This is a genomic window from Pinisolibacter aquiterrae (assembly GCF_019160155.1).
Classification (GTDB): Bacteria; Pseudomonadota; Alphaproteobacteria; order Rhizobiales; family Ancalomicrobiaceae; genus Pinisolibacter; species Pinisolibacter aquiterrae.
Map to the genome: position 1 here is coordinate 33,698 of NZ_JAFNIH010000041.1, position 21,009 is coordinate 54,706.

Sequence of the window (21,009 nt, forward strand, 5' to 3'; positions counted from 1 at the left end):
AGGCCGGGAGCGATCCCGGCCTCGTGCTTTCGTGATCGCGTTCGACCCATTGTGAACGGGATCGACGCCGACGGGGTTCGCAATCGGTTCAGGCGGTATATTCTCGCCCGAATCTTCCGCTTCGGTGGGAGGCCCACGGACCCGACCCTCGCGAGACCGCCCGCCCATGTGCCCCGCCCGCCCTGCCGTCGTCCCCTTCGTCCTCGCCCTCGCCCTCGGCGCCACCACGCTTCTCGCCGGCCCCGCCCGCGCCGACGATCGGGTCTGGCGCCACGGCGTCTCGCTGATGGGCGAGCCGAAATATCCCGCCGGCTTCACCCATTTCGACTACGTGAATCCGAAGGCGCCCAAGGGCGGTACGCTGCGCCTCTCCGACACCGGCACCTTCGACAGCTTCAATCCGGTCATCGCCAAGGGCAATCCGGCGGCCGGCATGGATCTCGTCTACGAGACGCTGATGACCTCGGCCCTCGACGAGGTCTCCAGCGAATACGGCGAGATCGCCGAGGCGGTGACCTGGCCGGCCGATTATTCCTCCGCCACCTATCGGCTGAACCCGAAGGCGCGTTGGCACGACGGCCGGCCGATCACGGCGGAGGACGTGGTGTGGTCGTTCCACGCGCTCACCACCAACAATCCGAGCCAGGCCTTCTATTACAAGCACGTGAAGTCCGTGACGGCCACGGGCGACCACGAGGTCACCTTCGTCTTCGATCAGGCGGGAAACCGCGAGCTGCCGCAGATCGTCGGCCAGCTGACGGTCTTGCCGAAGCACTGGTGGGAGGGCATCGGCCCCGACGGCAAGAAGCGCGCGATCACCGAGACGACGCTCGAACCGCCGCTCGGCTCCGGCCCCTACCGGATCGCGAGTTTCGATCCCGGCCGCAACGTCGTCTACGCGCGCGTCAAGGATTGGTGGGGCGCGGATCTGCCGAGCCATGTCGGCACCGCCAATTTCGACGAGATCCGTTACGAGTTCTTCCGCGACGAGACCGTCGAGATCGAGGCCTTCAAGGGCGACGGCTACGACGTGCGCTTCGAGAACACCGCCAAGAACTGGGCGACGGCCTATGACTTCCCGGCCCGCGCCGAGGGCCGGGTGATCCTCGAGAAGATCCCGATCAAGGGCCGCGGCGTGATGTCGGCCTTCGTGCCCAATCTGCGCCGCGAGAAGTTCGCCGATCCGCGCGTGCGTCTGGCGCTCTCCTACACGCTCGACTACGAGGAGATGAACCGCACCGTCTTCTTCGGCGAATACGACCGTATCCCGAGCTATTTCTATCCGACCGAACTCGCCTCCTCCGGCCTTCCCGAAGGGGCGGAACTGGCGATCCTGAAGGACGCGGAGAAGGCCGGGCCGATCCCGCCCGAGGTCTTCACCAAGCCCTTCGCCAATCCGGTCGCCAAGGACGGCACCGCCGCCCGTTCCAATCTGCGCGAGGCCCTGAAGCTCTTCTCGGAAGCGGGATGGGTGATCCGGAACGGCGCCCTCGTCTCCGCCAAGACCGGCGAACCCTTCAAGATCGAGTTTCTCACCAACGGCCCCGCCTTCGAGCGCGTCGCGGTCCGCTGGCGCGAGAGCCTCGCCAAGATCGGCGTCGACCTCTCGATCCGCACGGTCGACTCCTCCCAATACATCAACCGGGTCCGCGCCCGCGACTTCGACATGATCTATTCCGGCTGGGCGCAGTCGCTCTCGCCCGGCAACGAGCAGCTCAACTATTGGGGCTCGCAGGCCGCCGATCAGGAGGGGTCGCAGAACTGGGGCGGCATCAAGAACCCGGCGATCGACGCGATCATCAAGAAGATCCTCTTCGCCGGGGATCGCGCCGAACTGGTCGCCGCCACCCACGCGCTCGACCGGGTCCTGCTCTGGAACCACTACGTGATCCCCGGCTGGACCTCGGCCGACACCCGCATGGCGCGGTGGAACCGCTTCGGCCATCCCGATCCCCTGCCGACCCAGTCGCCCGGCTTCCCGGCGATCTGGTGGTGGGACGCCGCCGCCGCCGCCAAGACCGGGGCCGCCAAGTGAGTTCGCGCCCGCGCCTCACCCGCCGCGAGACGCTGGCGCTCGCCGCCGCCGGCCTCGCCTTTCCGATCCCCCGCGCCGCGCGGGCCGAGGAGGGGGCGGCGGCGCCCGTCGAAGGGGCGCGTCACGGCTTCTCGATCTTCGGCGATCTGAAATATCCGGCCGACTTCACCCGCTTCGACTGGGTGAACCCGGACGCCCCCAAGGGCGGCGCCCTCCTCACCCAGGCCGCGACCTGGTCGACCAACCAGAACCCCTCGACCTTCAATTCGCTGCACGATCTGATCCTCAAGGGCGACGCCGCCGTCGGCATGGACCTGACCCGCGCCGCGCTGATGACCCGCGCCCACGACGAGCCCGACGCGGTCTATGGTCTCGTCGCCGAGAGCCTGGAGATCCGCGACGGCGGCGCCACGCTGGTGTTCCGCCTGCGCCCCGCCGCGCGCTTCTCCGACGGGGCGCCGGTCACCGCCGACGACGTGGTCTTCTCCCTGACCACCCTGAAGGCCAAGGGCCACCCGCAGATCTCCGAACTCCTGCGCGAGATGGTCTCGGCCGAAGCCGCGGCCCTCGATCGGGTGGTGGTGCGGCTCTCGCAGAAGCGCGGGCGCGGTCTGCCGGCGATCGTCGCCACGATGCCGGTGCTGTCGAAGGCGTGGTGGGCGAAGCGCGACTTCGAGGCCTCGAGCCTCGAGCCCGAGCCGGGCTGCGGCCCCTATCGGGTCGGGCGGTTCGAGGCCGGCCGTTTCATCGAATACGAGGCCGTCGCCGGCTGGTGGGGCGCCGATCTCCCGGTCGCCCGGGGGCGTTGGAACTTCCGCACCATCCGCTACGACTTCTACCGCGAGCGCACCGCCGCCTTCGAGGCCTTCAAGGCCGGCGCCACCACGTTGCGCGAGGAGTTCGTCTCGCTCGCCTGGGCGACGCAGTACGATTTCCCCGCCCTCGCCGACGGCCGGGTGAAGAAGATCGAACTCGAGGACCATTCGCCCTCCGGCGCGCAAGGCTGGTTTCTCAATACCCGGCGCGAGATCTTCGCCGATCCGCGCGTGCGCGAGGCGATCGGCCTCGCCTTCGATTTCGAATGGTCGAACAAGAACCTCTTCTTCGGCTCCTACCTGCGCACGCCCTCCTTCTTCGTCAATTCCGAGCTGGAGGCGACGGGCCTGCCCGACGCGGCGGAACGCGCGCTGCTCGAGCCCTTCCGGGGCAAGGTCCCCGACGAGGTCTTCGGCGAGGCGTGGCGGCCGCCGGTCTCCGACGGATCGGGCCGCGACCGTTCCCTGCTCCGACGCGCCTCGGTGCTCCTGACCGAGGCCGGATGGACCCGCAAGGGCGACCGTCTGGTCGACGCGCGCGGACGGCCGATGGAGATCGAGTTCCTCGAGGCCGAGACGAGCTTCGCCCGCATCACCGGCCCCTTCGTCAACAATCTGCGGGCCCTCGGCATCGACGCCCGCGAACGTGTCGTCGATCCCTCCCAGTTCGAGAAGCGCGTGACCGACTTCGATTTCGACGTGGTCAGCCGGCGTTGGTCGCTCGGCGCGACGCCGGACGACGGCGTCCGCCAGTTCTGGCATTCGTCGTCGCGCGACACGCCCGGCTCGAACAACCTCGCCGGCATCGCCGACCCGGCGGTCGACGCGCTGGTCGAGACCCTGCTCGCCGCTCCGACGCGGGAGGTCCAGCTCACCGCCGCCCATGCCCTCGATCGGGTGCTGCGCGCCGGGCGCTGGTGGGTGCCGCACTGGTACAAGGCCGACCACTGGATCGCCGCCTGGGACGTCTACGAGCGCCCGAAGGTGAAACCGCGTTACGATCGCGCCATCGAATCGACCTGGTGGGTCGACGCGGCCCGGGCGAAGGCCCTCGGCAAGGGTCTGTGACCAGAGAGACGGAGCCCCCATGGGTGCCTATATCCTCCGCCGTCTGTTGCTGATGATCCCGACCCTGATCGGCATCATGGCGATCAGTTTCGTCATCGTGCAGTTCGCCCCCGGCGGCCCGGTCGAGCGCGTCATCGCCCAGGTGACCGGCACCGACGTCGGCGCCACCGCCCGCGTCTCCGGCGGCGGCGGCGATTTCGGCGGCGTCCAGGGCGGTGGTGGCGGCGACGTCGGCTCCAAATATCGCGGCGCCCGCGGTCTCGATCCGGAGTTCATCAAGAAGCTCGAGAAACAGTTCGGCTTCGACAAGCCGCCGCTCGAGCGCTTCTGGCTGATGATGAAGAACTATGCCGTCTTCGATCTCGGCGAGAGCTATTTTCGCTCGATCTCGGTCCTGAAACTGGTTCAGGAGAAGATGCCGGTGTCGATCTCGCTCGGCATGTGGATGACGCTGATCTCCTACGGCATTTCGATCCCGCTCGGCATCGCCAAGGCGGTCCGCGACGGTTCCCGTTTCGACGTGTGGACGTCGGCCGCGATCGTGGTGGGCTACGCGATCCCCGGCTTCCTCTTCGGCATCCTCCTGATCGTGCTCTTCGCCGGCGGTTCGTTCTGGGATCTCTTCCCGCTCAGAGGTCTGACGTCGGAGGGGTGGAGCCAGATGTCCTGGCCGATGCGGATCCTCGACTATCTCTGGCATCTGGTGCTGCCGCTGACCGCGATGTCGCTCGCCGCCTTCACCACCACCACGCTCCTGACCAAGAACTCGTTCCTCGACGAGATCCGCAAGCAATATGTCGTCACCGCCCGCATGAAGGGCCTGCCCGAGCGCCGCGTCCTCTACGGCCACGTCTTCCGCAACGCCATGCTGCTCGTGATCGCCGGCTTCCCGGCCGCCTTCATCGGCGCCTTCTTCGGCGGCTCGCTGCTGATCGAGACCATCTTCTCGCTCGACGGTCTCGGCCTCCTCGGCTTCGAGAGCCTCGTCAACCGCGACTATCCGGTCGTCTTCGGCACGCTCTGGGTGTTCTCGCTGATGGGTCTCCTGGTCAATCTGATCTCCGACCTCACCTACACCTGGATCGATCCGCGGATCGACTTCGAGAGCCGGGAGGCGTGACCATGGCTCTTCTTCGGCCACTCTCGCCCCTCAACGCCCGCCGCCTCGCCAATTTCAAGGCGAACGGTCGTGGCGCCTGGTCGCTGGTGATCTTCCTGGTGATCTTCGGCATCTCGCTCTTCTCCGAGCTGATCGCCAACGATCGCCCGATCCTGATCGTCTACAAGGGCGAGGTCCTCTCGCCGCTCCTCAAAGATTATCCCGAGGAGAAGTTCGGCGGCTTCCTGCCCCAGACCCAGTATCGCGATCCCGTGATCCGCGACGAGATCGAGGCCCACGGCTTCATGATCTGGCCGCCGATCCGCTATTCCTACAACACGCCCAACAACGAGATCCCCGACCCCGCCCCGGCCAAGCCGTCGTGGATGTACGACGAGGAGAAGCGCTGCGAGCGCTATCCGCAAGGGGTGAACGATCCCGGCTGCACCATCGGCAACTGGAATTGGCTCGGCACCGACGATCAGGCCCGCGACGTCGCCGCCCGGATCCTCTACGGCTTCCGCATCTCGGTCCTGTTCGGCCTCGTCCTGGCGATCGTCTCCTCGGCGGTCGGCGTCGCCGCCGGCGCGATCCAGGGCTATTTCGGCGGCTGGATCGATCTCGGCTTCCAGCGCTTCATGGAGGTGTGGTCGTCGCTGCCCCACCTCTATCTCCTGCTGATCGTCTCCTCGATGTTCGTGCCGAGCTTCTGGATCCTCTTGGGCATCCTGTTGATGTTCTCCTGGGTCAGCCTCGTCGGCGTGGTCCGCGCCGAGTTCCTGCGCGCTCGAAACTTCGAATACGTCCGTGCGGCCAAGGCGCTCGGCGTCGGCAATCTCTCGATCATGGTCCGCCACCTGCTCCCCAACGCCATGGTGGCGACGCTGACCTTCATGCCCTTCATCCTCAACGGCTCGATCACCACCCTGACCTCGCTCGACTTCCTCGGCTTCGGCCTGCCGCCCGGCTCGCCCTCGCTCGGCGAACTGCTGGCGCAGGGCAAGAACAACCTCCAGGCCCCCTGGCTCGGCCTGACCGGCTTCTTCATGATCTCGCTGATGTTGAGCCTCTTGATCTTCGTCGGCGAAGCGGTCCGCGACGCCTTCGATCCGAGAAAGACCTTCGCATGACGGATCAGCCCCTCCTCTCCGTCCGCGACCTCTCCGTCGCCTTCACCCAAGGCGGCAGGACTCAGCTCGCCGTCGATCGGGTCTCCTTCGACATCGTTCGCGGCGAGACGCTGGCGCTGGTCGGCGAATCGGGCTCCGGCAAGTCGGTGACGGCCCTGTCGATCCCGCGCCTTCTGCCCTATCCGGCCGCCTCCCACCCCTCCGGGGAGATCCTCTTCAAGGGCACCGATCTCCTGAAGGCGTCGGAACGGGAGTTGCGCGCCGTGCGCGGCGCCGACGTCACCATGATCTTCCAGGAGCCGATGACCTCGCTCAATCCGCTCCACTCGATCGAGAAACAGGTCGCCGAGATCATCGAACTGCACGAGGTCTCGCGCGGCATGGCGACGCGCACCCGCGTGCTCGAACTCTTGAAGGCCGTCGGCATCCAGCGCGCCGAGGACCGGCTCGACGCCTTCCCCCATCAGCTCTCCGGCGGCCAGCGCCAGCGCGTGATGATCGCCATGGCCTTGGCGAACGAGCCCGATCTCCTCATCGCCGACGAGCCGACCACAGCCCTCGACGTCACCGTCCAGGCGCAGATCCTGAAGCTCCTCGCCGAGATCAAGACCCGCATGGGCATGGCGATCCTGTTCATCACCCACGATCTCGGCATCGTCCGCAAATTCGCCGATCGCACCTGCGTCATGACGCGAGGCGAGATCGTCGAGGCGGGACCCACCGCCGAGATCTTCGCCGCGCCGCGCCACGACTATACGAGGAAGCTCTTGGCGGCCGAGCCCAAGGGCGACCCGCCCGTCGCCGACCTCTCCGCGCCGGTGGTGGCCGAGGCCGACGACCTCAAGGTCTGGTTCCCGATCAAGCGCGGCTTCCTGCGTCGCACGGTCGATTACGTCAAGGCGGTCGACGGGGTCAGCGTGACGCTGCGCGCCGGCCAGACTATCGGCATCGTCGGCGAATCCGGGTCCGGCAAGACGACGCTCGGCCTCGCCATGCTGCGGCTGATCCCCTCCGACGGGCGCATCGTCGTCCTCGGCCGCGACGTCCAGGGTCTCGGCGCCAAGGCGATGCGCCCGCTCCGCCGCGAGGCGCAGATCGTCTTCCAGGATCCGTTCGGCTCGCTCTCGCCGCGCCTTTCGGTCGCCGACATCGTCGCCGAGGGGCTCGAGGTCCATCGCCCCGGCCTCTCGGCCGAAGAGCGTGAGGCGGCGGTGATCCGCGTGCTCGGCGAGGTCGGCCTCGACCCCGAGACGCGCCATCGCTACCCCCACGAGTTCTCCGGCGGCCAGCGCCAACGCATCTCGATCGCCCGCGCCATGATCCTGGAACCGGCGGTGGTGGTGCTCGACGAGCCGACCTCGGCGCTCGACATGTCGGTCCAGGCCCAGGTGGTCGACCTCCTGCGCGACCTCCAGACGCGGCATCGCCTCGCCTATCTCTTCATCTCGCACGACCTGAAGGTCGTCCGCGCGCTCGCCAACGAGGTGATCGTGATGAAGGACGGCAAGGTGGTCGAGCAGGGCCCTGCGGTCGAGGTCTTCGACCGGCCCAAGACCGACTACACCAAGGCCCTGATGGCCGCCGCCTTTCGCCTCGAGGCGGTCGAGGGGGCGGTCCGGCAATAGACGGTCTCCGGGCCGGAGACCGTCGTCCCCGGGCTCGCCCCGGGGATCCGTCGACCCGGTCAGCCGACCCGACCGATCATCTCGTCGACGGTCCGCAGCAGCAGATCGATGTCCTCCGGCCGCGACAGACGATGGTCGCCGTCGTCGACCAGCGTCAGCGTGGCGTCGTCGAGCGCCAGCCGCTCGGTGAGCCGCAGCGCGTGGGCGACCGGCACGCTCTCGTCGTCCTTGCCCTGGAGAATGGCGACCGGGCAGCCGGTCTCGATCGTCCCGCCGAGGAGGAGGTTGCGCCGTCCGTCCTCGATCAGCGCGCGCGTGATCACATAGGGCTCGTCGGAATAGGCCGAGGGTTCGGCGTAGCGCCCCTCGTCGAGGATGGTCCGGCGGATCTCCTCGGAGAAGCTCGCCCACATCAGCGCTTCGGTGAAGTCGGGCGCCGGCGCGATCAGGACCATGCCGACGATGCGCGAGTTCGCGCGCCCGACCCCGGCCAGATGGGCGCGCGCGGTGAGAAGGCTCATCCATCCGCCCATCGACGAGCCGATCAGGATCTGCGGCCCCTCGGTCGCGGCGAAGACCGCCGCCGCTTCCTCCGCCCAGCGCGAGATCGTGCCGTCCTCGAAGCGCCCGCTCGAGACCCCGTGTCCGGAATAGTCGAAGCGGGTGAAGGCGAGCCCACGCGCGGCGGCATGGGCGTCGAGCGCCAGCGCCTTGGTGCCCTCCATGTCGGAACGGAAACCGCCCAGCCAGATCAGGTCCGGGCCGCGCCCGGACCGGCGCTTCACCGCGATCGTCCGCGCCTCGGCGCCCGCACCCACGGTGATCGTCTCGACCTCTGCGCTCATGCTGTCCTCTTTCGGCTTCGACCCTCCCGGAGGTAGCCGATCCCGACCGACGAGGGGAGGGATTTCTTCACCGAATGCCGGGTTCACCCCCCTCCGCGAGGGTGTCTCGCCCCGTCGCGACGCGATCTCGGCGTTGACTTCCCGGCAAAATCGGCGAATTGTCGGGTCCAACGGTTCGGCGCGCTCATCCTCGTCGATCGATGGCCTCGGCGTCACGCGCGCGGGGCTTTCGTCACAGGACCAGTCCGACCCCCGATCGCGCTCGCGATCGGTCGTCGAGCGAGGCGCGCCCCCGATCATCGAGAGGAGATCACGACCATTCGCCGTCCGTTTCGCGCACCGCCGCCGCCCAAGGAAGGGCCGCGTATCAATCGAGAGATCCGGGGTACCCCGCAGATCCAGTTGATCGACGAAGAAGGCGTCAACGTCGGCGTCGTTTCCTTCTACGACGCGCTCGATCGCGCCGAAGAGCAGGGCCTCGACCTCGTCGAGATCGCCCCCAACTCGGTGCCGCCGGTCTGTAAGCTTCTCGACTATGGTCGCTTCAAGTACCAGTCGCAGAAGAAGGCCGCCGAGGCGCGCAAGAACCAGAAGGTCGTCGAGATCAAGGAAGTCAAGCTCCGTCCGGGCATCGACGACCACGACTACGACGTCAAGATGAAACAGTCGCGCAAGTTCTTCGAGGAAGGCGACAAGGTCAAGATCACGCTGCGCTTCCGCGGCCGTGAGATGGCCCATCAGGACCTCGGCGTCCAGGTTCTCGACCGCGTGCGGACCGACGTCGCCGACGTCGCCAAGGTCGAGTCCGAGCCCCGCCTCGAGGGCAAGCAGATGATCATGATCCTGGCGCCGCGCTGAGCGGCGTCGATCGATCCTCTCCCGACGCGGCGCTCGGTCGCCGCGTCGTGTCGAACGGCCTCGGTCCCGCGCCTCGTGATGCCGGACCCTCTCTCCAACCGTCCTCGGAGTGCCGACCATGAGCGGAACCCATCGGTCCCTGCGCTGGCGGACCCTGCGGGGCGGCGACGGTGAGGGGGCGGATGCGGCGATCGGCCTCGAGCACGTCGACCTGAAGATCGCGGAGACCGGCATCACCGCCGAGGGTGTCGCCATCGGCGGCGAGGGCGAGACCGCTTTCGGCGCCCGTTGGCGCATCGGCATCGACGCCGAATGGGCCTGCGTCCGCTCGCTCCACCTCACCCGCCTCGGCGGCGCCACCGTGGCGCTGCGCCACGACGGCTACGGCGCTTGGACCGACGGCGAGGGCAAGCCGCGCAAGGACTTCGCCGGCATTCTCGACGTCTTCGTCGAGGGCTCCCCCTTCGGCCTGATGGCCCTGGTGAAGCGGTTGGCCAAGAAGGCGGAGAAGGCGCAGGCGCTCGAGGCGATCCACGTCTCCCTTCCGGATCTCGCGATCGCCAAGATCGCGGTGACGCTGAAGCCGAGCGCCGCCGGCCGGCACCTCGCCGTCACCCTCGGCGAGACCGGCCTCGAGGTCGATCTCGACGAGGACGGCGTGCCCGAGCGTTTCGGCGCGCTCGTCGAGCGTGTCGCGGCGCCGTGAGCGCTTTTCGCGGCCCCGGCCGTTGCATTCCCGCCGAGGCGCGCCTATAAAGCCCGCCGTCTCACGAACCGACCGGCTGATCAAAGGGCATGCCGTGGCGGTTCATGAAGGCTCGAACCCGCACAGTCGAACACAGGACGCGAGGGTTCACGCGCGATCGTCGATCGCGTGGCCGGTGGTGCTTTTTCGGGCGCCGCCGTTTTCGCGTCCCAACCACGAGAGAGCCAAATGCCCAAGATGAAGACCAAGAGCGGCGCCAAGAAGCGCTTCAAGCTCACGGCCACTGGCAAGGTGAAGGTCGCTCAGGCCGGCAAGCGCCACGGCATGATCAAGCGGACGACGAAGTTCATTCGCGACGCGCGCGGCACCACGGTGCTCGCCGATTGCGATGCGAAGATCGTCAAGCAGTTCATGCCCTACGGCTGAGCCGCGGCCCTCGACCTCACGATATCTGAAGGATAACCAGCCATGGCTCGTGTCAAGCGCGGTGTCACCGCTCACGCCAAGCACAAGAAGGTTCTGAAGGCCGCCAAGGGTTACTACGGCCGCCGGAAGAATACGATCCGTACCGCCAAGGCGGCCGTCGAGAAGGGCATGATCTATGCCTATCGCGACCGCAAGACCAAGAAGCGCAACTTCCGCGCCCTGTGGATCCAGCGCATCAACGCCGGTGTCCGTCAGGTCGCCGCCGAGATGACCTATTCGCGCTTCATCGACGGCCTCAACAAGGCCGGCATCGAAGTCGACCGCAAGGTCCTCTCCGATCTCGCGATCACCCAGCCGGAGGCCTTCGCGGCCCTGGTCGGAAAGGCCCAGGCCGCGCTCGCAGCCTGATCGCCCGATCCCGTCTTCGAAGACCCCGCGCCTCCCGCGCGGGGTTTTTGTTTGAGAAAGCCCGTCGAGAGAGAGGAACGACCATGTCCGACGAGACCCGCGATTCCAACGGCAATCTGCTCGCCGACGGCGACAGCGTCACCCTGATCAAGGACCTCAAGGTCAAGGGCACCTCGGTGACCCTGAAGCGCGGCACCCTGGTCAAGAACATCCGCCTGACCGGCGATCCCGACCTGATCGAGTGCAACGCCGAGAAGGTCAAGGGCCTGGTGCTGCGCACCGAGTTCCTCAAGAAGGCCTGACCAATTCGTCAGGGACTTGACGGACAGGGGTGGCAGTCTGCGATGATGGGACCGCGCCGAGCGGTCCCGGCGGCGCGTCTCGATCGGGACCACCGGAGATCCCAATGACCACCCCGCCGACGCTCGAGTCCTTCCCCGCCCGCGCCTACGACAAGCTGCGCTACGGCGATACCGACCGTCAGGGTCACGTCAACAACGCGGTCTTCGGCACGTTCTTCGAGACCGGCCGCGTCGAGTTGATTCTCGATGCGGAGCACTCGCTGCTCGAGCCCGGCCAGTCCTTCGTGCTGGCCCGCATCGAGATCGATCTCGTCGCCGAGATCCTGTGGCCGGGCACGGTCGAGATCGGCTCGGCGGTGTCGCGGGTCGGCCGCTCCTCGATCCACGTCGCGCAGGCCTTGTTCCAGAACGGCCGTCTCTGCGCCCGCGCGACCTCGGTCGTCGTCCTCGTCGACGGCACCACCCGCCGCTCCACCCCCTTCGGGGAGGCCGCGATCGCCCGGCTGAAGGCGCTCCACCTCACCGACGAGGCCTGACCGCCCACCGTTTCCCCTCGCGGGAGAAGGTGCCCCGGGGGGGCGAACGAAGCGGTTCTTCGTGGGAGACCCACCGCGGAGGGGCATCCCGGCGCGACGGTCGGGGCATTGGCGTCGGCGCGCGGCTTCGGCTATGGTCCGGCGCAGTCAGGAGCCTTCCCATGTCGCACGATCCCGCCGCCGCCACCGCCCCCCGTCCCACGCCGGCCGAGGCGCCGAGCGCCGGGCCGGGTGGAGAGGCGACCGCCTCCTTCGGCTTCACCGAGGTGCCGCTCTCCGAGAAGCAGCATCTGGTCGACGACGTCTTCCACAAGGTGGCGAGCCGCTACGACGTCATGAACGACGTCATGTCCGGCGGCCTGCACCGGCTGTGGAAGGACGCGATGGTGGCGAAACTGTCGCCGCCGCGCCTCGGCCGTCGCCCCTACACGGTGCTCGACATGGCCGGCGGCACCGGCGACATCGCCTTCCGCATCGTCGAGAAGTCCGATCGCAAGGCTCACGTCACCGTCTCCGACATCAACGCCTCGATGCTCGGCGTCGGCCGCGAGCGCGCCGAGAAGCGCGGCCTCTCCGCCAATCTCGACTTCGTCGAGGCCAACGCGGAAGAGTTGCCCTTCGAAAACGACCGCTTCGACGCCTATACGATCGCCTTCGGCATTCGCAACGTGCCGCGCATCGACAAGGCGCTGAAGGAGGCCTACCGGGTCTTGAAGCCGGGCGGGCGCCTCCTGGTGCTGGAGTTCTCCGCCGTGGTCGTCCCCGGCCTCGACAAGATCTACGACGCCTTCTCCTTCAATCTGATCCCGCTGATGGGCCGTGCCATCGCCGGCGACGGCGAGCCCTACCGCTATCTGGTGGAATCGATCCGCAAGTTCCCGCCCCAGGAGAAATTCGCCCAGATGATCCGCGACGCCGGCTTCTCGCGCGTCGACTACACCAATTTCACCGGCGGCATCGCCGCGCTGCACTCCGGCTGGAAGATCTGAGATCATGAGCGGGGCGATCGGTTCGGTGTTCCGGCTCGCCTGGGCCGGATGGGTTCTGGCGCGCGAGGGCGTGCTCACCGCCATGGCGCCGCCGGATCCCCCGGCGATCGGCCGCGTGGTGCTGTGGGCGGCCGGGCTGATCGAGCGCCGCGAGGCCGACGGCGTCTCGCGCGGCCTGCGCGCCAGCCGCGCGCTCAATCGCCTCGGCCCCTCCTACGTCAAGCTCGGCCAGTTCCTCGCCACCCGCCCCGACGTGGTCGGCCGCGCCATGGCCGACGATCTGGAAGCCCTCCAGGACCGGGTCGAGCCCTTCTCGTCGGATCTCGCCCGGACGATCGTCGCCAAGGCGCTCGGCAAGCCGCTCGACGCGCTCTTCGTCTCCTTCGGCGACGCGGTGGCGGCGGCCTCGATCGCCCAGGTCCACAAGGCCCGCGTCCGCTCCCGCGACGGCGTGGAGACCGACGTGGCCGTGAAGGTGCTGCGACCCGACGTCGAGATCCGGTTCCGGCGCGATCTCGACGCCTTCTATCTCGCCGCCCGGCTGATCGAGCGGCTCCTGCCCTTCACCCGGCGCCTCCGCCCGGTGGCGGTCGTCGATACGCTCGCCCGCTCGGTCCGCCTCGAGATGGACCTGCGCCTCGAGGCGGCGGCGCTTTCGGAAATGGCCGAGAACACCCGCGACGACCCCGACTTCCGGGTACCCACGGTCGACTGGGAGCGCACCCAGCGCGGCGTCCTGACGCTCGAATGGATCGACGGCATCAAGCTCAACGAGGGCGAGAAACTCGCCGCCGCCGGCCATGATCCGGTCCGTCTCGCCCGGGTGGTGATGCAGTCCTTCCTGCGCCACGCCATGCGCGACGGCTTCTTCCACGCCGACATGCACCAGGGCAATCTGTTCGTCGACGCGAAAGGCGATCTCGTCGCCGTCGATTTCGGCATCACCGGCCGCCTCGCCCCGTCCGAGCGCCGTTTCCTCGCCGAGATCCTCTACGGCTTCATCACCCGCGACTACGTCCGCACCGCCCAGGTCCATTTCGACGCCGGTTACGTGCCGCCGTCCCACGACGTCGAGGTCTTCGCCCAGGCGCTGCGCGCCGTCGGCGAGCCGCTGCACGACCGCCCGCCGAGCGAGATCTCCATGGCGGGTCTGCTCGGCCAGCTCTTCGAATACACCGAGGTCTTCGACATGGCGACGCAGCCGCGTCTGATCCTGTTGCAGAAGACCATGGTGGTGGTGGAAGGCGTCGGCCGCGTCCTCGATCCCGATCTCGATCTGTGGTCGGTGTCCGAGCCGGTGGTGCGCGAATGGGTCGAGAAGAACCTCGGCCCCGGCGCTCGTCTCGCCGACGTCGGCGCCAGTGCCGGCGCCGCCGGCCGTCTCGCGCTCGCCCTGCCGCGCCTCGTCGAGCGGCTCGACGCCGTCTCCGGCGCCGCCGCGCGCTGGGCCGAGGGCGGTATGCGCCTCGATGCCGAGACGGTCGCCGCGCTCGCCGCCGAGACCCATCGACGCGGTCGCCTCGAACGGGTGGCTTTGGCGGTCGGTGCCGCTTCCCTGGCGGTGATCGCCTATGTCATGATGACATCCTAATATATGTCCGCCCGACCTCGGTCGGAGCCACGCGGACGGGATGCGAGGGAGGGCACCCGATGGTTTCCGAGAACCGGCTCCAGGCCGTCTACGATCTGATCGACGCGACCAATGCCGACGATCCCGTCTCGGTCGAGGTCGGCGGCGTCGCCCGCCCCTACGCGGTGGTCTATGGCGAGCGCATGACCGAGCGGTTGGCGAAACTCGCGCCCGAGGCCTCGGACCTCCTCAAGATCGCCGTGCGTGCCCAACACGTCCGCCGCTTCGACATCGCCCGCTCCACCTACCCGATGGACAAGGTCGGCTATTACGCCTGGCGCAACGCCCTCAAGGTCCATCACGCCGAGGTGGTCGGCAAGCTGATGGTCGAGGTCGGTTACCCGCAGGCGGACATCGACCGGGTCGGCCAATTGGTGCGCAAGGAGCGGATCAAGCGCGACCCGGAGGCGCAGACCGTCGAGGATTGCGCCTCGCTGGTCTTCCTCGAGCACGAATACGCGGCCTTCGGCGCCAAATACACCGACGAGAAGGTGATCGACATCGTCGCCAAGACCTGGGCGAAGATGTCCGACGCCGGTCACGCTCAGGCGTTGGAGCTGGTGCCGCTCCTGCCCGAGCGCCTGCAGACGCTGACCGTCAAGGCCGTCACCGGGGCGTGACGGTCTCCGCCTCGGACGGCGCGGCCGCATCGGCGCTGGCCTCGGGATCCGGGCGCGGAGAGCGGCGTCCGAGGAAACCGGCGACGCCCTCGCCGGCGATCACGCCGGTGGAGAAACACGCCTGCAGCAGATAGCCGCCGGTCGGCGCCTCCCAGTCGATCATCTCGCCGGCGACGAAGACGCCCGGCAGACGCTTGATCATGAAGGCGTCGGTGAGTTCGGCGAAGCGGATGCCGCCGGCCGAGGAGATCGCCCGGTCGAGCGGCCGCGCCGCCGTCACGGTGATCGGCGTCGCCTTGATGAGATGCGCCAGTTCGGCGTGGTCGTGCGGCAGCTTGCCGCCGGCGCCCTCGCGCAGGATGCCGATCGCCGCCGGCGGCAGACCCGCCGCCTTGCGCAGAAGATTGGACTGGCTGTCGCCCTTGCGGCCGCGCGCCAGCGAGGAGGCGAGCTCGGCGGCGCTCATCGCGGTCTTGAGATCGATCTCGATGGTGACCGGCCCGGCGTCGGCGGCGAGCGCCTCGCGCAGTGGCGCGGAGAGCGCGTAGATCGCCCCGCCCTCGAGCCCGTCGGCGGTGATCATCGCCTCGCCGATCGAGACGCGGTCGCCGAACCGGATCGCCACCCGCTTCAAGGGCTGCCCGGCGAAGCGCGCGCGGAAGATCTCCGACCACGGCACGGTGAAGCCGCAGTTGGTGGGCCGCAGGGGCGCCACCTCGACGCCCTCGGCGACGATCGTGTCGACCCAGGCGCCGTTCGAGCCGAGCCGTGGCCAACTGGCGCCGCCGAGCGCCAGCACGCAGGCATCCGCCTTCAGCGTCTCGACCGTGCCGTCGGCATGGGCGAAGGTGAGCCCGCCCTCCGCGAGGCTCGCGCCGGGGCCGAAGCCGGTCCATGTGAGCCGGGTGCGCATGGTGACCCCGAGCGCGTCGAGCCGGCCGAGCCAGGCGCGCAGGAGCGGCGAGGCCTTGAACGAACAGGGAAAGATCCGTCCTGACGAGCCGGTGAAGGTCTCCTCGCCGAGGCCGCGCGCCCAGGCGCGCAGGTCGTCCGGCGAAAACACCGAGATCGCCGTGGCGAGCGCCCCGGCGGCCTCGCCGTAGCGCGCCATGAAGCGCTCGCGCGCCTCCGAATGGGTGAGGTTGAGCCCGCCGCGCCCGGCCATCAGGAGCTTGCGCCCGAACGACGGCATCCGGTCCACCAGGGTGACGTGATGGCCGGCGGAGGCGATCACCTCGGCGGCCATCAATCCGGCCGGCCCGGCGCCGACGACGATCACTTCACCCATCACGACTTCTCCGATTTGCGGGCCTGCGGGGGGCGCGGGCCGGGCGGTGCGCCGTCGCGCGTCCATGATCGACTCGCGTTTCGCCGCCAGCCGGTGTGATCGGCGATCACGACGCCCGGCGCAAGGAAAACTTGATCGCGCGGAAGGAGTTACCGGAGGCGAGAGGGCCGAGCGGTTGCGCCGCGACGCCCGCTTCCGGGTCGGTGCGCCGGTCCGGGCGGTGGAACGGGCGACGGACGGCCGGAAGCGTTCGACGAGCCATCGTTCGCGATCGTCGAACGATCCATTCGATCGCTCGGGGATGGGCATGGTCGAGGCGACGGTGCATGGTGGTTTCACGGATGCGGCACGGGCCGCCCCTCTCATCATCCTTTCGGAGACGGACATGACCAAGGTTCTGGTTCTCTACTATTCCACTTACGGCCACATCGAGGCGATGGCGAACGCGGTCGCCGAAGGCGCGCGGTCGGCCGGCGCCGAGGCCGTGGTCAAGCGCGTGCCGGAGACCGTGCCGGAAGAGATCGCCAAGGGCGCGCACTTCAAGCTCGACCAGGCCGCTCCGGTCGCCACCGTCGACGAACTGCCGGAATACGACGCGATCGTCTTCGGCGCCCCGACCCGCTTCGGCACCGTCGCCTCGCAGATGCGTTCCTTCATCGACCAGACCGGCGGCCTGTGGTTCCAGGGCAAGCTGATCGGCAAGGTCGGCTCCGCCTTCACCTCCTCCGCGACCCAGCACGGCGGCCAGGAATCGACGCTCCTCGGCTTCCTGCCGACCTTGCTCCATCACGGCATGGTCGTGGTCGGCCTGCCCTACAGCTACGCCGGCCAGATGACGATGGACGAGATCGTCGGCGGCTCGCCCTACGGTGCCACCACCATCGCCGCCGGCGACGGCTCGCGCCAGCCCTCGAAGAACGAGCTCGACGCCGCCCGCTTCCAGGGCAAGCACGTCGCCGAGATCGCGGCGAAGCTGAAGGGCTGAGCACACCTCGGTCCGGCGATCGGCGCCGAGCGCTCGTCGCTCGCGCCCCGCCGCCTCGAACCACCGATGGACCCCGTCGATCTCGCGATCGGCGGGGTCTTTCGCGTCAGGCCGCGGCGACCGCCTCGCGCACCATCCGCGTCACCGCGACGTTGTCGACCTTGCCGGTGCCGAGCAGCGGCATCTTCTCCCAGATCATCACCTCGGACGGGTTCATCAGCTCCGACGCCCCCTGATCCCGGGCATGGGCGAGGAACTGCGGTCGGGTCGCCGTCGGTTCGGTGGTGACCAGGATCACTCGCTCGCCCTTCTTCGCGTCGGGCACGGCGGCGGCGGCGATCTGCGCGTCCGGCCAGACGCCCGCCGCCAGTTTCTCGATCGCCGCCAGCGACACCATCTCGCCGCCGATCTTGGCGAAGCGCTTGGCGCGGCCGAGGATGGTGACGAAACCGTCCGCGTCGATCTTCACGATGTCGCCGGTGTCGTGCCAGCCCTCGACCGGCGGCTCCAGCACGCCCGGTGCCTCGGCGCGCAGGTAGCCCATCATCACGTTGGGCCCCTTGAGGTGGAGACGCCCGCCCTCGGCGACGCCCGGCACCGGCTCGAGCCGCGGCTCCATCCCCGGCAGGAGCCGGCCGACCGTGCCGAAGCGGTTGAACATCGGCGTGTTGAGCGCCACCACCGGCGCGGTCTCGGTGACGCCGTAGCCCTCCAGGATGCGCAGGCCGAACTTCTCGCCCCACACCCGCCGCGTCGTCTCCTTGACCGGCTCGGCCCCGGCGACGACGTAGCGCAGCGAGCGGAAGTCGTAAGGGTGCGCGGCGCGGCCGTAGCCGGCGAGGAACGTGTCGGTGCCGAAGAGGATCGTGGCGTTGAAGCCGTAGACCAGTTCCGGCACCACCCGGTAGTGCAGCGGCGAGGGATAGAGGAAGACCGGCACGCCATAGACCAGCGGCAGCACCAGACCCGCCGTCAGTCCGAAGGAATGGAACACCGGCAGCACGTCGAGCACCTTGTCGGCGCGGCCGAAGTCGATCCGGGCGGCGGCCTGGGCGGTGTTGGCGAGCATGTTGCGCGAGGAGAGCACCACGCCCTTCGGCGTCCCCTCCGAGCCGGAGGTGAAGAGAACCGCGACCCGGTCGTCGGGTCCGCGCCGATGCAGCGGATGTTTCCAGCGCAGGAGCCCGAGGAGCCGCTCGATCGTGCCGACCTCGGCGCGCAGATCCTCGAGCCAGAGGAAGGCGACGTCGTCGGCGAGCGCGGTGATCAGGCCCTCGAGCCGGCCCTTCTCGACGAAGGCGCGCGAGGTGACGATCGTGCCGATCTCCGCCGCCTTCACCGCCGCGCGGATGTTGGTCGCCCCGGCGGTGAAGTTGATCATCGCCGGCACCCGTCCGGCCGAATGGAGCCCGAGGAAGGCGAGCACGGCGGCATTGGCGTTGGGCAGCATCACCCCGACCGCCCCGTCGAGCGGCGCCAACCGCGCCAGCCGCCGGCCGATCACCCGCGATCCCGCCAACAGGCGGCGATAGGAGAGGGCGCCCGTCACCGGATCCTCGACCGCGACCCGGCCCGGCCCCTCCCGCTTCGCCGCCTCGATCACCGCCTCGATCACGCTCTGATCGGTGCGGGTGGTGGCGAAGGTGAGATCGGACATGACGCCGTAGAGCGCGGCCCCGGCGGCGCGGCGGCGATGGCGCCCGACCAGCGTCGGATCGACGGTGATCGGCACACCCGGCAGGATCGTCACCCGCACCTTGGGAAAAAGGCGCCGCCGCACCTGTGAGCGGTCGAGCCGGGTGAAGAAGGTCTGTTCCAAGCCTTCGATCCGGACCGGAATGACGGTGGCCCCGGTCTTGATCGCCACCAGTCCGGCGCCGTCGTAGACCTTCATCAGCGAGCCGGTGACGGTGAGGCGCCCCTCGGGGAAGATCACCAGCGGATCGCCCGATTCCACCCCGTGGATCAGGGTGCGGGTCGCCATCGGCTTGGAGGGGTCGAGCGCCAGCGCGCGGGCGACCTTCAGGAACGGCCGCACCCACCAGCGTTTGGCGATGGTCGCGTCGATCGCGAAGACCGGCTCGCGTTCCATCAACGCCAGCGCCAGCCCGGCGTCGAGGAAGGAGACGTGGTTGAGCGCCACCACCGTGCGGTCGCCGAGCCGGTCGAGGTGCTCGCCGCCTTGGACCTCGAGCCGGAACAGGATCCGGTAGATCAGGAACAGCGCGTCGCGCAGCGGCGGCGTCGGCAGGGTGGCGAAGACCGCGACGGCGACGACGAGGCCGATCACGGCCATGCCCGCCCAGATCGCCGGGATCGGGATCCCGGCGCTCTGCAGCGCCGCGACGGCGAGCGCCGACAGCGTCATGAACAGGGCATTGAGCACGTTGACGGCGGCGACCACGCGGGCGCGCGCCTCGACCGGCGCCCAGGTCTGGAGCGCGGCGAAGACCGGCACCACGTAGAGCCCGCCGGCGATCGCCAGCCCCGCCATGTCGAGCGCGAGGCGCCGGGCGAGCGGGTCGGCGAGGGCCTGCGTCAGCGCGAGCGGGGCCGTGCGCGGCGCCGCGCCGGCGAGCGCCCAGGCCGCGTCGCCGGCGGCGACGGCGATGAGGACGGCGGCGATCGGTGTCGTCACCAGGATCAGCCGATGGCCGGAGAGCCAGGCCGCGAGGCCGGAGCCGACGGCGATGGCGATGGCGAAGATCGCGAGATAGATCGTCACCAGTTCGTCGACGCCGCCGAGCGCGCCCTTGACCACCGTCGGCAGCAGCGCCAACGCCACCGCGCCGACCGCCCAGAACCAACTGGAGGCGAGGCCGGCCCAGAGCAGGCGCCGATCGCGACCGAGATGGCGCAGGAGATCGAAGGTCGAGGCGAGGATGTTGGCCCGTATGGCGAGATCGGGGACGCCGCGTCCGGTCTTCGGAATGGCGAAGGCGGCGACGACGGCGGCGAGCGCGAAGACCATCATGATCCCGGCGAGCCGGACCGGATCGCCGCCGTCCGCCGCCGCCCAGCCGCCGATCACCGTGCCGAGCAGGATGGCGAGAAAGGTCGCGGTCTCGATCAGGGCGTTGCCGGCCGGCAGTTCGCCCTTGTCGAGCTGGTCCGGCAGGATCCCGTATTTCACCGGCCCGAACAGCGCCGCGAGAATGCCGAAGCCGAGCAGGGCCGCGAACAGGACCGGGATCGAATGGAGGACGAAGCCGAGGATCGCCAATCCCGCCACCGGAATTTCGACGAGCTTCAGCCGCCGCGCCACGATCGCCTTGTCCCATCGGTCGGCGATCTCGCCGCCGAGCGCGGAGAGGAAGAAGAACGGCGCCATCAGCGTCGCCGCCGCGAGGCTGACCAGCGGCCCCGCCGCCTCCGCCCCGAGCCGGAAGAGGATCAGGAACACCAGGGCGTTCTTGAGGAAGTTGTCGTTGAGGGCCGAGAAGAACTGGCACCAGAACAGACCGGCGAAACGGCGCGTGGCGAGGAGCGAATGCGACATCGGTGTCTCCGGTGCCCGAGGCTCGGGCTGACGTCGGGCGATCCTGTCCGCTTCGCGCTCTTTGCGAAACCCGGAATCGCCGGACGCTTCGCCCCTTTTTGATTTGAACAATGTTCAGAAAAATATGTCACAGGTCGCGCTTCGT

The 21,009-nt window shown here is 68.9% G+C and carries 18 protein-coding genes; 15 read left to right on the forward strand and 3 right to left on the reverse strand.

All coding sequences use genetic code 11. The features are described 5' to 3' along the window. Nucleotides 1-166: 166 nt before the first annotated feature. The 5 genes from J3S89_RS15645 to J3S89_RS15665 are packed head-to-tail and all read left to right on the forward strand — an operon-like array spanning nucleotide 167 to nucleotide 7,772. Nucleotides 167-2,035, forward strand: a complete 1,869-nt coding sequence (locus J3S89_RS15645) for an extracellular solute-binding protein (protein ID WP_217928662.1) — start codon at nucleotides 167-169, stop codon at nucleotides 2,033-2,035. Then, nucleotides 2,032-3,918 carry an extracellular solute-binding protein gene (locus J3S89_RS15650; RefSeq protein WP_217928663.1) on the forward strand — a complete coding sequence of 629 codons (1,887 nt, stop codon included), beginning with the start codon at nucleotides 2,032-2,034 and terminating at the stop codon, nucleotides 3,916-3,918. Before J3S89_RS15645 ends, J3S89_RS15650 begins: the two co-directional genes overlap by 4 nt. A 19-nt stretch (nucleotides 3,919-3,937) precedes the next feature. Continuing rightward, complete coding sequence (locus J3S89_RS15655; RefSeq protein WP_217928664.1) at nucleotides 3,938-5,038, forward strand: microcin C ABC transporter permease YejB; 1,101 nt, start codon at nucleotides 3,938-3,940, stop codon at nucleotides 5,036-5,038. A gap of 2 nt (nucleotides 5,039-5,040) precedes the next feature. Then, a complete protein-coding gene (locus J3S89_RS15660; protein WP_217928665.1) occupies nucleotides 5,041-6,147 on the forward strand; it encodes an ABC transporter permease in 1,107 nt (368 codons plus the stop codon). Further along, nucleotides 6,144-7,772, forward strand: coding sequence for an ABC transporter ATP-binding protein (locus tag J3S89_RS15665; protein ID WP_217928666.1), 1,629 nt, complete (start codon nucleotides 6,144-6,146; stop codon nucleotides 7,770-7,772). The genes J3S89_RS15660 and J3S89_RS15665 overlap by 4 nt, the downstream gene beginning before the upstream one ends. Nucleotides 7,773-7,831: 59 nt before the next feature. Here the strand turns inward: J3S89_RS15665 and J3S89_RS15670 are convergent, their stop codons facing one another. After that, on the reverse strand, nucleotides 7,832-8,617 hold the full coding sequence (locus J3S89_RS15670; RefSeq protein ID WP_217928667.1) for an alpha/beta hydrolase: 786 nt from the start codon (nucleotides 8,615-8,617) through the stop codon (nucleotides 7,832-7,834). A 318-nt stretch (nucleotides 8,618-8,935) separates the two neighbouring features. Between J3S89_RS15670 and infC the strand changes: the two genes are divergently transcribed. From infC to J3S89_RS15715, 9 genes are all read left to right on the forward strand, one after another. Continuing rightward, a complete protein-coding gene (gene infC / locus J3S89_RS15675) occupies nucleotides 8,936-9,475 on the forward strand; it encodes a translation initiation factor IF-3 (RefSeq protein ID WP_217929177.1) in 540 nt (179 codons plus the stop codon). A gap of 118 nt (nucleotides 9,476-9,593) precedes the next feature. Further along, a complete protein-coding gene (locus tag J3S89_RS15680; protein ID WP_217928668.1) occupies nucleotides 9,594-10,181 on the forward strand; it encodes a putative glycolipid-binding domain-containing protein in 588 nt (195 codons plus the stop codon). A gap of 228 nt (nucleotides 10,182-10,409) precedes the next feature. After that, nucleotides 10,410-10,607 (forward strand): 50S ribosomal protein L35, encoded by a 198-nt coding sequence (gene rpmI, locus J3S89_RS15685; protein ID WP_217928669.1) that lies wholly within the window; start codon nucleotides 10,410-10,412, stop codon nucleotides 10,605-10,607. Between the two features lie 42 nt (nucleotides 10,608-10,649). Continuing rightward, the gene (gene rplT / locus J3S89_RS15690) at nucleotides 10,650-11,015 is read left to right on the forward strand and encodes a 50S ribosomal protein L20 (protein WP_217928671.1); all 366 of its coding nucleotides are present in this window, start codon (nucleotides 10,650-10,652) and stop codon (nucleotides 11,013-11,015) included. Nucleotides 11,016-11,098: 83 nt separating this feature from the next. After that, nucleotides 11,099-11,317 (forward strand): alkylphosphonate utilization protein, encoded by a 219-nt coding sequence (locus J3S89_RS15695; RefSeq protein ID WP_217928673.1) that lies wholly within the window; start codon nucleotides 11,099-11,101, stop codon nucleotides 11,315-11,317. Nucleotides 11,318-11,421: 104 nt separating this feature from the next. Beyond that, nucleotides 11,422-11,853 carry an acyl-CoA thioesterase gene (locus tag J3S89_RS15700; RefSeq protein WP_217928675.1) on the forward strand — a complete coding sequence of 144 codons (432 nt, stop codon included), beginning with the start codon at nucleotides 11,422-11,424 and terminating at the stop codon, nucleotides 11,851-11,853. Between the two features lie 161 nt (nucleotides 11,854-12,014). Further along, on the forward strand, nucleotides 12,015-12,842 hold the full coding sequence (gene ubiE / locus J3S89_RS15705) for a bifunctional demethylmenaquinone methyltransferase/2-methoxy-6-polyprenyl-1,4-benzoquinol methylase UbiE (protein ID WP_217928676.1): 828 nt from the start codon (nucleotides 12,015-12,017) through the stop codon (nucleotides 12,840-12,842). A 4-nt stretch (nucleotides 12,843-12,846) separates the two neighbouring features. Further along, the gene (gene ubiB, locus J3S89_RS15710) at nucleotides 12,847-14,433 is read left to right on the forward strand and encodes a 2-polyprenylphenol 6-hydroxylase (RefSeq protein ID WP_217928677.1); all 1,587 of its coding nucleotides are present in this window, start codon (nucleotides 12,847-12,849) and stop codon (nucleotides 14,431-14,433) included. 59 nt (nucleotides 14,434-14,492) lie between these two features. Continuing rightward, the gene (locus J3S89_RS15715) at nucleotides 14,493-15,092 is read left to right on the forward strand and encodes a DUF4202 domain-containing protein (protein ID WP_217928678.1); all 600 of its coding nucleotides are present in this window, start codon (nucleotides 14,493-14,495) and stop codon (nucleotides 15,090-15,092) included. On the opposite strand, the gene J3S89_RS15720 is transcribed toward J3S89_RS15715, so the two are convergent. Beyond that, entirely contained in the window at nucleotides 15,079-16,380 is a 1,302-nt protein-coding gene (locus tag J3S89_RS15720) for a BaiN/RdsA family NAD(P)/FAD-dependent oxidoreductase (protein ID WP_217928679.1), read from the reverse strand. The genes J3S89_RS15715 and J3S89_RS15720 overlap by 14 nt on opposite strands. A gap of 385 nt (nucleotides 16,381-16,765) precedes the next feature. On the opposite strand from J3S89_RS15720, the gene wrbA reads away from it, so the two are divergent. Beyond that, the gene (wrbA, locus tag J3S89_RS15725) at nucleotides 16,766-17,365 is read left to right on the forward strand and encodes an NAD(P)H:quinone oxidoreductase (RefSeq protein ID WP_217928680.1); all 600 of its coding nucleotides are present in this window, start codon (nucleotides 16,766-16,768) and stop codon (nucleotides 17,363-17,365) included. A gap of 106 nt (nucleotides 17,366-17,471) precedes the next feature. On the opposite strand, the gene J3S89_RS15730 is transcribed toward wrbA, so the two are convergent. Then, on the reverse strand, nucleotides 17,472-20,864 hold the full coding sequence (locus tag J3S89_RS15730; protein WP_217928681.1) for an acyl-[ACP]--phospholipid O-acyltransferase: 3,393 nt from the start codon (nucleotides 20,862-20,864) through the stop codon (nucleotides 17,472-17,474). Nucleotides 20,865-21,009 lie beyond the last annotated feature (145 nt).

What these genes read in the sequence shown, in the direction of transcription:
- J3S89_RS15645 (WP_217928662.1), top strand. Translation starts at nt 167, where the DNA reads ATGTGCCCCGCCCGCCCTGCCGTCGTCCCCTTCGTCCTCGCCCTCGCC.
- J3S89_RS15655 (WP_217928664.1), top strand. Translation starts at nt 3,938, where the DNA reads ATGGGTGCCTATATCCTCCGCCGTCTGTTGCTGATGATCCCGACCCTG.
- J3S89_RS15660 (WP_217928665.1), top strand. Translation starts at nt 5,041, where the DNA reads ATGGCTCTTCTTCGGCCACTCTCGCCCCTCAACGCCCGCCGCCTCGCC.
- J3S89_RS15665 (WP_217928666.1), top strand. Translation starts at nt 6,144, where the DNA reads ATGACGGATCAGCCCCTCCTCTCCGTCCGCGACCTCTCCGTCGCCTTC.
- J3S89_RS15670 (WP_217928667.1), bottom strand. Translation starts at nt 8,617, where the DNA reads ATGAGCGCAGAGGTCGAGACGATCACCGTGGGTGCGGGCGCCGAGGCG.
- J3S89_RS15680 (WP_217928668.1), top strand. Translation starts at nt 9,594, where the DNA reads ATGAGCGGAACCCATCGGTCCCTGCGCTGGCGGACCCTGCGGGGCGGC.
- rpmI (WP_217928669.1), top strand. Translation starts at nt 10,410, where the DNA reads ATGCCCAAGATGAAGACCAAGAGCGGCGCCAAGAAGCGCTTCAAGCTC.
- rplT (WP_217928671.1), top strand. Translation starts at nt 10,650, where the DNA reads ATGGCTCGTGTCAAGCGCGGTGTCACCGCTCACGCCAAGCACAAGAAG.
- J3S89_RS15695 (WP_217928673.1), top strand. Translation starts at nt 11,099, where the DNA reads ATGTCCGACGAGACCCGCGATTCCAACGGCAATCTGCTCGCCGACGGC.
- J3S89_RS15700 (WP_217928675.1), top strand. Translation starts at nt 11,422, where the DNA reads ATGACCACCCCGCCGACGCTCGAGTCCTTCCCCGCCCGCGCCTACGAC.
- ubiE (WP_217928676.1), top strand. Translation starts at nt 12,015, where the DNA reads ATGTCGCACGATCCCGCCGCCGCCACCGCCCCCCGTCCCACGCCGGCC.
- ubiB (WP_217928677.1), top strand. Translation starts at nt 12,847, where the DNA reads ATGAGCGGGGCGATCGGTTCGGTGTTCCGGCTCGCCTGGGCCGGATGG.
- J3S89_RS15715 (WP_217928678.1), top strand. Translation starts at nt 14,493, where the DNA reads ATGGTTTCCGAGAACCGGCTCCAGGCCGTCTACGATCTGATCGACGCG.
- J3S89_RS15720 (WP_217928679.1), bottom strand. Translation starts at nt 16,380, where the DNA reads ATGGGTGAAGTGATCGTCGTCGGCGCCGGGCCGGCCGGATTGATGGCC.
- wrbA (WP_217928680.1), top strand. Translation starts at nt 16,766, where the DNA reads ATGACCAAGGTTCTGGTTCTCTACTATTCCACTTACGGCCACATCGAG.
- J3S89_RS15730 (WP_217928681.1), bottom strand. Translation starts at nt 20,864, where the DNA reads ATGTCGCATTCGCTCCTCGCCACGCGCCGTTTCGCCGGTCTGTTCTGG.